9 protein-coding genes are annotated in these 9,684 nt (G+C 72.6%); 4 read left to right on the forward strand and 5 right to left on the reverse strand.

All coding sequences use genetic code 11. The features are described from left to right. Positions 1-125: 125 nt before the first annotated feature. The 5 genes from BMY19_RS16855 to BMY19_RS16875 form a co-directional block, all read right to left on the reverse strand. Positions 126-857: an MIP/aquaporin family protein gene (locus BMY19_RS16855; protein WP_100252357.1), complete on the reverse strand. Its 732-nt coding sequence runs from the start codon at positions 855-857 to the stop codon at positions 126-128. Between the two features lie 259 nt (positions 858-1,116). Further along, entirely contained in the window at positions 1,117-2,622 is a 1,506-nt protein-coding gene (gene glpK, locus BMY19_RS16860) for a glycerol kinase GlpK (RefSeq protein WP_100252358.1), read from the reverse strand. A 55-nt stretch (positions 2,623-2,677) separates the two neighbouring features. Next, entirely contained in the window at positions 2,678-4,210 is a 1,533-nt protein-coding gene (glpD, locus tag BMY19_RS16865) for a glycerol-3-phosphate dehydrogenase (protein WP_100252359.1), read from the reverse strand. A gap of 83 nt (positions 4,211-4,293) precedes the next feature. Further along, complete coding sequence (locus BMY19_RS16870; protein ID WP_020095420.1) at positions 4,294-5,115, reverse strand: DeoR/GlpR family DNA-binding transcription regulator; 822 nt, start codon at positions 5,113-5,115, stop codon at positions 4,294-4,296. 278 nt (positions 5,116-5,393) lie between these two features. Beyond that, positions 5,394-5,636 (reverse strand): hypothetical protein, encoded by a 243-nt coding sequence (locus BMY19_RS16875; protein WP_043343441.1) that lies wholly within the window; start codon positions 5,634-5,636, stop codon positions 5,394-5,396. 206 nt (positions 5,637-5,842) lie between these two features. Here BMY19_RS16875 and BMY19_RS16880 point away from each other — a divergent pair, with 206 nt between their 5' ends. The 4 genes from BMY19_RS16880 to BMY19_RS16895 all read left to right on the forward strand — a co-directional run. Next, positions 5,843-6,337: a chemotaxis protein CheW gene (locus tag BMY19_RS16880; protein ID WP_100252372.1), complete on the forward strand. Its 495-nt coding sequence runs from the start codon at positions 5,843-5,845 to the stop codon at positions 6,335-6,337. Positions 6,338-6,344: 7 nt separating this feature from the next. Then, positions 6,345-7,889, forward strand: a complete 1,545-nt coding sequence (locus BMY19_RS16885; protein WP_100252360.1) for a CheR family methyltransferase — start codon at positions 6,345-6,347, stop codon at positions 7,887-7,889. Continuing rightward, positions 7,889-8,464 carry a chemotaxis protein CheW gene (locus tag BMY19_RS16890; RefSeq protein ID WP_100252361.1) on the forward strand — a complete coding sequence of 192 codons (576 nt, stop codon included), beginning with the start codon at positions 7,889-7,891 and terminating at the stop codon, positions 8,462-8,464. Before BMY19_RS16885 ends, BMY19_RS16890 begins: the two co-directional genes overlap by 1 nt. Before the next feature lie 36 nt (positions 8,465-8,500). Then, the coding region (locus tag BMY19_RS16895) for a methyl-accepting chemotaxis protein (RefSeq protein WP_100252362.1) at positions 8,501-9,684 on the forward strand (1,184 nt) is incomplete at its 3' end.

Genomic DNA, 9,684 nt, shown 5'->3' on the forward strand with positions numbered 1-9,684 from the left:
GCACACCGCGGGGAAGCGCCCCAGGGGCGCGGTCGGGATCGCCCTGACTTAAGGCCCAAGGCCGCGCGCCGCAAACCGCCGCGACGCCGGGCCGCCCCGCGGTGGTTGAGGGTGCGGCCGTTCCGTCAGATCCCCAGCGCCCGGACGAAGAGCCCGGCCAGCACCGCCCCGACCAGGGGCGCGGCCACCGGGATCAGCGCGTAACCCCAGTCGGAGCTGCCCTTGCCGGCGATCGGCAGCACCGCGTGGGCGACGCGCGGCCCGAGGTCGCGGGCCGGATTGATGGCGTAGCCGGTGGTGCCGCCGAGCGACAGGCCGATGCCCCAGACCAGCATGCCGACCATGTAGGGCGCGACCGCCCGCGGGATCGCGCCGGCCGAGCCCAGGGTGGTGGTCACGAGGGCGGAGATCGTCAGGATCAGGAAGAAGGTCGCGATGATCTCGGAGATCCAGTTGGCCTTCGCGTCGCGGATCGCCGGGCCGGTGCAGAAGCAGGCGAGCTTGAGGCCGGGATCCTGGGTCGCGCCCCAGTGCGGCAGGTAGTGGAGCCAGACGAGCACGGCGCCCACGAAGGCGCCGAGCATCTGGGCCGGAATGTAGACGGGGATCTTGCTGAAATCGCCGGAACTGACCGCGCCCGCCACGGTGACGGCCGGGTTGATATGGGCGTCGGCGCTGCCGGTGGCGTTGGCCACGAAGACGCCCGCGAGGACCGCGAAGGCCCAGCCCGCCGTGATGGCGATCCAGCCGGCATTCTCGCCCTTGGAATGTTTGAGCAGGGCGCCGGCCACGACGCCGTCGCCGAGCACGATCAGGGTCATGGTGCCCAGGAATTCGCCCATGAAGGGTGATGTCATCGTCTCGTCTCCCCCGTTCGCTGCTTTTTGTGAAAGTTCAAAGCTTTGGCGAGCGCGTGAACGCCGGTGGCGGTCACCGAATGGTTACGCAGGTCCGGGCCGGCGCCCTCTCCTGCGGTACCGGAGCGCCCCGGAGGCCTCTTCGAAGGCCTCCGGGGATCCCGCGGCGATCTGGAGCCCTTCTTCGAGGCCGCCGCGCAGCGGCTCCGGATGCGGACGCGAGCGGGACTGCGCGGGGCGTGTGCGCCCCGAGCCCGTCTCAATCCTCGTCGGTCTTCCAGTCGAAGGAGCGCTGCACAGCCCGGCTCCAGGCGGCGGCGATCTTCTCGCGCTGGCCGGCATCCATCTTCGGCGTCCAGCGCTTGTCGACGCCCCAGTTGCGCTTGAGGTCGTCGAGGCCCTTCCAGTAGCCGACCGCGAGACCCGCCGCGTAGGCGGCGCCGAGCGCCGTGGTCTCGGCCACCTTCGGGCGCACCACCGGCACGTCGAGCAGGTCGGACTGGAACTGCATCAGGGTGTTGTTGGCGACCATGCCGCCGTCGGCCCGCAACTCCTTGACGGGGATGCCGGAATCCTTGGCCATGGCCTGCAGCACCTCGCGGGTCTGGAAGGCGGTCGCCTCCAGCACCGAGCGGGCGATGTGGCCGCGGTTGACGTAGCGGGTCAGCCCGATGATCAGGCCGCGGGCGCCCTCGTTCCAGTGCGGCGCGTAGAGGCCCGAGAAGGCCGGCACGAAGTAGACGCCGCCGTTGTCCTCGACCGTCGTGGCGAGCGTCTCGACCTCGGCGGAATCCTTGATCATGTGCAGGTTGTCGCGCAGCCACTGCACCAGGGCGCCCGTGATGGCGATCGAGCCCTCCAGCGCGTAGGCCGGCTTCTGGCCGTCGAGGCGGTAGGCCAGCGTGGTGACGAGGCCGGCCTTCGACGGGACCGGCTCCTCGCCGGTGTTCATCAGCGCGAAGCAGCCGGTGCCGTAGGTGTTCTTGGCCTCGCCCGGCGCGAAGCAGGTCTGGCCGAACAGGGCCGCCTGCTGGTCGCCCAGGATGCCGGCGATCGGAACGCCCGCGAACGGCGCCCTGGTCTCGCCGTAGACCTCGCTCGACGAGACGATCTTCGGCAGCATCGCCCGCGGGATGCCGAAGGTCGACAGCATGCCCTCGTCCCAGTCGAGGGTCTTCAGCGACATGAGCTGCGTGCGGCTGGCGTTGGTCACGTCGGTGACGTGGAGGCCGCCCTCGGTGCCGCCGGTCAGGTTCCAGACGAGCCACGTGTCGATGTTGCCGAACAGCACGTCCCCGGCCTCGGCCTTCTGCCGGGCGCCCTCGACGTGGTCGAGCAGCCAGCGCAGCTTGAGGCCGGAGAAGTAGCTCGCCAGCGGCAGGCCGGTGAGATCGCGGAACCGGTCGCGGCCGCCGTCGCGGGCGAACTCGCCCACCAGCCGGTCGTTGCGGGTGTCCTGCCAGACCAGGGCGTTGTGCAGGGGCTTGCCGGTCGTCCGGTCCCAGATCAGCGTGGTCTCGCGCTGGTTGGTGATGCCGACTGCCGCGAGGTCGGAGGGCTGGAGCCCGCCCTTCTCCAGGGCCTCGCGCATCACGCTCTGGGTCTTCGTCCAGATCTCCGTGGCGTCGTGCTCGACGTGGCCGGGAGCCGGGTAGATCTGCGCGTGCTCGGCCTGGGCGAGCGCGATCACGCTGCCCTCCCGGTCGAACACGATGAAGCGGCTGCTGGTTGTGCCCTGGTCGATGGCCCCGACGTAACGGCTCATCGTTCCCTCCCCTAGATGGCCCGACCGGTCTGTCGCCGGATCGGGTTCGAAAGCGTCAGGCGGCCTCGGCCCTGCGGTCGAGGTAAGCGGCGAGGCGCGCGGCGCTCTCCGCGCCGGTGCGCAGACCGAGCTTGGAGCGCCGCCACAGGATGTCGTCGGCGGTGACCGCCCACTCCTCGGTGCGCAGGTAGTCGACCTCGGCCGCCGTGAGGCCGCCGTCGAAGGCCTCGCCGAGATCCGCCATGGACTGCGCCGTCCCGACGATGTCCCGGGCTCGGGTGCCGTAGGCGCGGGCGAGGCGACGGGCGGTCTCCTCCGGCAGGAACGGCGTCTCGGCCCGCAGCTTGGCGAGGAACTGGTCGAAGTCGGCGTCCTTCATGGCGCCGCCCGGCAGGACCGCGTCGCCGGTCCAGGACTTCCCGAGGTGCGGGAAGTAGGGCTTCAGCTTCTCGAGCGCGTGCTCGGCGAGCCGCCGGTAGGTCGTGATCTTGCCGCCGAAGACCGACAGCACCGCAGCCACCCCGCCCTGGTCCTCCACGTCGAGGACGTAGTCGCGGGTCACGGCCGACGCGTTCTCGGCCGCGTCGTCGTAGAGCGGGCGCACGCCCGAGTAGCTCCAGACCACGTCGGCCGGGGTGATCGTCGTGTCGAAGGAGCGGTTGATGCAGCCGCAGAGGTAGTCGGTCTCGCTCTCGGAGATCGAGACCGGGCCGGGCTCGCCCTCGTAGGGGACGTCGGTGGTGCCGATCAGCGTGAAGTCGCGCTCGTAGGGGATCGCGAAGATGATGCGCTTGTCGGGCTGCTGCAGGATGTAGGCCTGATCGCCCGCGAACAGGCGCTTGACCACGATGTGGCTGCCCTTGATCAGCCGCACCGCCGCGCGGCTGTTGATGCCGAGCGTGCCGCCGAGCGTCTCGCTGACCCACGGGCCGGCGGCGTTGACGACGGCCTTCGCGCGGACCGTCCGCTCGGTGCCGCCGCGCTCGTCGCGCAGCGTCGCGACCCAGCCGTCACCCTCGCGCCGGGCCGAGACGACACCGGTGCGGGTCATCACCGTGGCGCCGCGCTCGCGGGCGTCCATGGCGTTGAGCACCACGAGGCGGCTGTCCTCGACCCAGCAGTCGGAATAGACGAAGCCGCGCGTCAGGCGCCGCTGCAGCGGCGCCCCGTAGGCGGAGCTGCGCAGGTCGACCCCGTGCGAGCCCGGGAGCGTGCGCAGCCGCGCGAGGTGATCGTAGAGGAAAAGGCCGAGCCGCAGCATCCAGGCCGGGCGCAGGCCCTCGTCGTGAGGCAGGACGAAGCGCAGGGGCCAGATCACGTGCGGGGCGAGCCGCAGCAGCCGCTCCCGCTCGGCGAGCGCCTCACGCACGAGGCGGAACTCGTAGTATTCGAGGTAGCGCAGGCCGCCGTGGATCAGCTTCGTCGACGACGAGGAGGTGAAGCCGGCCAAGTCACCGCGCTCGGCCAGCAGGACCGACAGACCCCGGCCGGCCGCGTCCCGGGCGATGCCCGTGCCGTTGATGCCGCCGCCGATGATCAGGAGATCGTAGGCGTCGGACGGCTCGCGCTGTCGCGGTGCAGCCGCCATGATTCCTCCTGGGCCGCCTTGGTGGCGGTTCGGCAATATATTGACGCGGCGGTCGGCTTTCGCAAGCGAAAAATCGATGTTCGTTACGGTTCGTCCGCGCTGTCGGCGACCGCCAAGTTGACGCCCAGGCGCTCCATGAGCGCGACGATCTCGGCCGGTGGCGCCCGGTCGGTGAAGAAGGTGTCGACCTGCTCCAGGCGCCCGACCTGGACCATGGGCCGCCGCGTGAACTTGGTGTGGTCGGCCACCAGGAAGGTTTTCCGGGCATGGGCCAGGATGGTCTGGGTCGCCCGCACCTCCTCGTAATCGTAGTCGAGGAGCGCCCCGTCGCCGTCGATGCCGCTGATGCCGATCACCGCCACGTCGACCCGGAACTGGCTGAGCGTGTCGCAGGTGAGCTGACCCAGCACCGCGCCGTCGCGGTTCCGCACGGTGCCGCCCGCCACGACGATGCGGAACTCGGTCGTCTCGGCGAGCGAGATCGCCACGTTGAGGTTGTTGGTGATGATGCTGAGATCGTCGTGTCGGGTCAGCTCGCGGGCGACGGCCTCCGGTGTCGTGCCGATGTTGATGAAGACCGAGCAGTGCGACGGGATACGGCTCGCCGCGAGGCGGCCGATCCGGCTCTTCTCCGGCAGCAGGGTCACCCGCCGGTCGGCGTAATCGATGTTCTCGACGCTGGAGGGCAGGCCGCCGCCGCCGCGGTAGCGCTCCAGCCGCCCCTCGGCGCTCAGCTCGTTGAGGTCGCGCCGGATCGTCTGGACGGTGACGCCGAACTGCGCCGCCAGGGCCTCGATCGTCACGAAGCCGCGCTGGCGGACCGAGGCGACGATCGCGCTGCGCCGCCCCTCGACACCGGTCGCCTCGATCCTGTCGTCGGATCTCCGGTCGAGCGGTCGTGACATCGATACTCCCTCGCCTTCGTGAGGCCGTCGCACCGCTGTACTGATTGCCGGACGATGTTCGTTTGCGAACATGTTCGGGCGTCGCGGCTTTCGCACAATTCTGGACCGCGCCGCGCCGGCCGGCAACAGTCGGACGCCACGCGTCGACCGGACTGCACTATGCTTCAGGCCCGCACGACCGGCACTTCGCCTGCGACCGGGCATAAAAAAGGCCTGCCGCGGGTGCGACAGGCCGAGCCACCCGGACGACGCCTGCGGCGCGTCCCGGTGTTCGCCACTCACATGTGGTGGCGCATCCGGCGATGATGCTTCATCCGCTTGTGCTTCATGCGCTTGCGCATCGTCGGACGCGCGGCCGGAGCGGCACCCTGCTCCATCGCGGCCGCCTCGCCGGCGCGCTCCAGGCCGCCGCGCGGGCCGCCGGCCTGCGCGCCCGAGGCGTTGTAGGGCGAGTTGCCCTGGGCGTAGGCGGAGCCCGCGAGGAGCGTCAGCGACGCGGCGGCCAACAGAAGTTTCCTCATCGTCAATCCCTGGCGTAGACCGGCGCAGGCAAAGCACGCGCCTCGTCAGGCGCGTTGCCGCTGCGTCGGAAAATAAGCGGCTCAGACGAGACTTGGTTCCGCGTCATCGTGCCGGTGCGGCGCACAATTGCCGGCAGCGTTAACTCGGCCTATGTCGCGACCCGTCCCGGCCCGGCCGCGACCGAGCAACAGGGGAGCGGGTGGCGGTGGCCAGCAGCGGTTCGGCCTATCTCCTGCTGGACGTCGCCGGTGCGGCCTGCGCCCTGCCCCGCGGCGCGGTCGCCGAGATTCTGCCGCTGCCGGACCTGCACGCGCCGCCCGCCTCCGGCAGCTGGCTCACCGGCTTCCTCAATCTCGGCGGCACGCCGGTCCCGGTCGTCGACCTCGCGGCGCTGCTCGGCCTGCGCCCGGCCGGCGCGACGCCCGGACTCTACGCCCATCTCGCGCTGATGCAGGGCGAGGCCGTCGCGTACCTCGTCGATCGCGTGGCCGACCTCACGACCGTCCCGGATTCCGCGGTCCGGCCGGCCGAGGCGGCCGACACGCTCAACGGCTGCGTCGCCGCCGAGCTGGTCCTCGGCGAGCGGCTCGTCCACGCGCTGGCGCCGGAGCGCCTCCTGACCGTGCAGGAACGGGTCCGCGTCGACGCCCTGGCGCGGGCCGCCGCCGAACGTCTCGCCGCGCTGCCGCACGCCGTCTGACCGCGCGATGGCCCGACCGGGGAATCCCCGTCCCGACCTGAGTGCCGATCCCGCCTACGCGCCGCTCAAGGCGCGGATCATCGCGCGCACCGGCCACCACTACTACACCGACAAGGACGAGCTGCTGATCGAGCGGCTGCACCGCCGGTTCCGCGCCGCCGCCGTGGCCGATTGCGCCGCCTACGCGGCCCTCTTGTCGAGCGGCGCGGAAGGCGAGGCGGAATGGGCCCGGCTGGAAGCTGAGATCACCGTCGGCGAGACGTTCTTCTTCCGCTACGCCGAGCAGTTCAGCGCGCTGCGCGCGACGATCCTGCCGGCGCTGATCGCGGCGCGGGCCTCCGAGCGCGTGCTCCGGATCTGGAGCGCGGGCTGCTCCACCGGGGCCGAGGCCTATTCCCTGGCGATCCTGGTGCACGAGCTGCTCGGCGACGCCCTGCCCGAGTGGCGGGTGGCGATCCTCGGCACCGACATCAGCGTCGAGGCGCTCGCCACGGCCCGCGCTGCCGAGTACGGCCGCTGGGCGCTCCGGACCATGCCGCCGGAGGACCGGCTCCGCTACTTCACCCGGCTGCCGCCCGCGCCGGGCATCCGGCGCGAGGGCGGCTACGCCCTCCGGCCCGAATACCGCGGTCCGGTCCGGTTCGAGCGCGGCAACCTGCTGAGCCTCGTCGAGCCGGGGCCGCCGCAGGGCGAGCCCTTCGACCTGATCCTCTGCCGGAACGTGCTGATCTACTTCGATGCCCGGACGGTCGCCGCGGTGGTGCGCGGGCTGGGCCGCAGGCTGCGGCCGGAGGGCTGGCTGCTCCTCGGCCACGCCGAGCCGAGCCCCGCCTTCGCGAGCTTCCTCGACGCCGTCAGCCTGCCCGGGACCGTGGCCTACCGACCGCGCGCCGAGGCGCCGCCGGTCGCGCCGGCGGTCGCGCCGCCGGTCGACCTGTCCGGTGCGCCCGCGCCGGACCCCGTCCCTCCGGCGCGACAGGCGACGGAGCCGCTCCCGGCGGATCCTGGCCCGGGCCAGTCCGGGGCTGCAGAGGCTGCCGCCGCGGCCGTTCCCGCCCCGGACCCGGTCGCCGCACCCGGCACCGGTCCGGCTCCCGCAGCGTCGGAGACCCGGGAGGACCGGCCGGAAGAGGAGGACGCCGTCGACCTCGACCGGATCCGCGCGCTGGCCGATTCCGGCGAGACCGGAGCGGCCTGGCGGGCGCTGCGGGGCGCCCTCGACCGCGATCCGACCGACACCGCCCTGCGCTTCTACGAGGGTCTCCTGGCCCGCACCCTCGGACGCGACGCCGAGGCCGAGCGGGCGCTGCGGGCCGCGCTCTACCTCGACCGCGGTTTCGTGATGGCTCACTACCACCTCGGCCTGCTGCTGATCGCGCTGCGACGGCCGCACGAGGCGCTCCGCGCCCTCGACAACGCCGTCGCCTTGAGTCAAGCCCTCGGGCCGGACACGGCGCTGCCCGAGGGCGACGGCGCCTCCGCGGGCGAGATCGCGGCCAGCGCGGCCGCGGCCCGCGCCGCGCTCGGCGGCGCCGGCAGCAGGAGGTCCTGATGGGCGCAGGCCCGAGTGCACAGGGCGGCCGTCCGCGGCCGGAGCGGGACCTGCGCGCCGAGCGCGCCGCCGCCCTCGCCCGGCGCGGTTCCGCGGCGGCCGCGACCGATTCGGGCGTCGATCACCTCGTCTGCGCCTGCGGCGGCGAGCGCTACGGCGTGCCGCTGGCGGCCGTCGCCCAGGTCCTGCCGTCGCGCCCCGCCACGCCGATGCCCGGGGCGGTGCCGGCGCTGGACGGTCTGGTCGCCCTGTCCGGGCGGATCGTCGGCGTGCTCAGCCTCGCCCGGGCCCTCGGCCGGCCGGATCCCGCGTCCGGCGCCGACGCGGCGGCGGGCCACATGATCGTGCTGCGCGGCGTCCACCCCCAGCCCCTCGCCCTCGCTGTGGACCGGGTCCTGGGCATCGCCCGGGCCCCTGGCGCGGTCGCCGCGGCCGGCGCCGAGGCGGCCGATCCCGACCGCTTGGGCAACGAGGCCGCCTCGGTCTATGCCCCGGCCTCCGGGGCGGCGGGCGACGGCCGTCCCGACTTCGTCGTCATCGACCTCCCCCGCCTCCTGCGCCGCGCGCTGCCCTGACCGGGCCGTCTGCCACAACCGGAGCCATCCCCGCCCGTGTCGCTCTCGATCGGAAAACGCATCCTCCTCGGCTTCTTCGCCATCACGGTGGTGGTGGTGGCGCTCGGCCTCTACGCCCTGGAGCAGATCGGCGCGGTGCGCGACACGACCGACGCGATCGTCCGGCGGGACATGACGATCCTGCGCCAGCTCGACGATCTCGGGAACGACGCGCGCGACCTCGGTCTCCTGCGCCGCACGGCCGTGATCACGATGCTGATGCAGGTTCAGGGGCGCGCGACCCAGGCCGGCGACACCCTGGCGGCCTGGCGCCAGACCGCGGCCCAGGTCGAGAACCGGCTCGCCACGACGATCCAGCTCGCCACCCAGTACCGGACGCAGGTCGTATCCGCCGAGCGCGTCGCGGCCTGGGACCGCATCGCCGCGGCGGCGACCGCGGTCCAGGGCTCGTTCCGCGAGGTTAAGGCGCAGGGCGAGGCGCAGTTCGCCGCCATCGCCCAGCAGGACGTCGCGGCGGTCGAGGCCCGCAACGCGGAGATCGCGCGGCTGCAGGCACCCTTCCTCGAGGGGATCAAGAACCTCCGCTCGCAGCTCGACGGCGGCATGGCGCTGGGCCAGCGCGCCGCGCAGGAGGTCTACGAGCGCTCGCGCCTCTCGATCTACCTGACCCTGGCCGCCGCGGTGCTGCTGGCGGTCCTGATCACGTGGCTGATCAGCCGCGCGGTGGTGCGGCCGCTCGAGACGGTCATGGCCTTCGTCGGCCGCGTCGGCGAGGGTGACCTGTCCGGCCAGCTAGCGGCCGGCGGGCGCGACGAGATCGGCCGTCTGAGCACGACGCTGAACACGATGGTCTCGGGTCTGTCGGACCTGGCGCGGACGAACCGGGCGGCGACGGCGGACCTGAACGCGGCCGCGGCCGAGATCCGCGCCTCGGCGCAGGAGCAGGCGGCCTCGGTCGAGCAGCAGTTCGCCGCCGTGCAGGAGACCGCCGCCACGGTCGACGAGATCACCCATTCGGGGGCGCAGATCTCCAAGCGCGCCACCGAGGTGATCGCCACCGCCCAGGCCACCGCCCAGACCTCGCGCCAGGGGCTGCGCGCGGTGTCCGACACCGCCAAGGCCATGGACGCGATCCGCGAGCAGGCGGAGGCGGTGGCCGGCAACATCGTCAGCCTGTCGGAGAAGACCCAGACGATCGGCGACATCATCGAGACGGTCAA

Origin of the sequence: Methylobacterium sp. UNC300MFChir4.1, from assembly GCF_900110155.1 — a bacterium.
Taxonomy (GTDB): Bacteria; Pseudomonadota; Alphaproteobacteria; order Rhizobiales; family Beijerinckiaceae; genus Methylobacterium.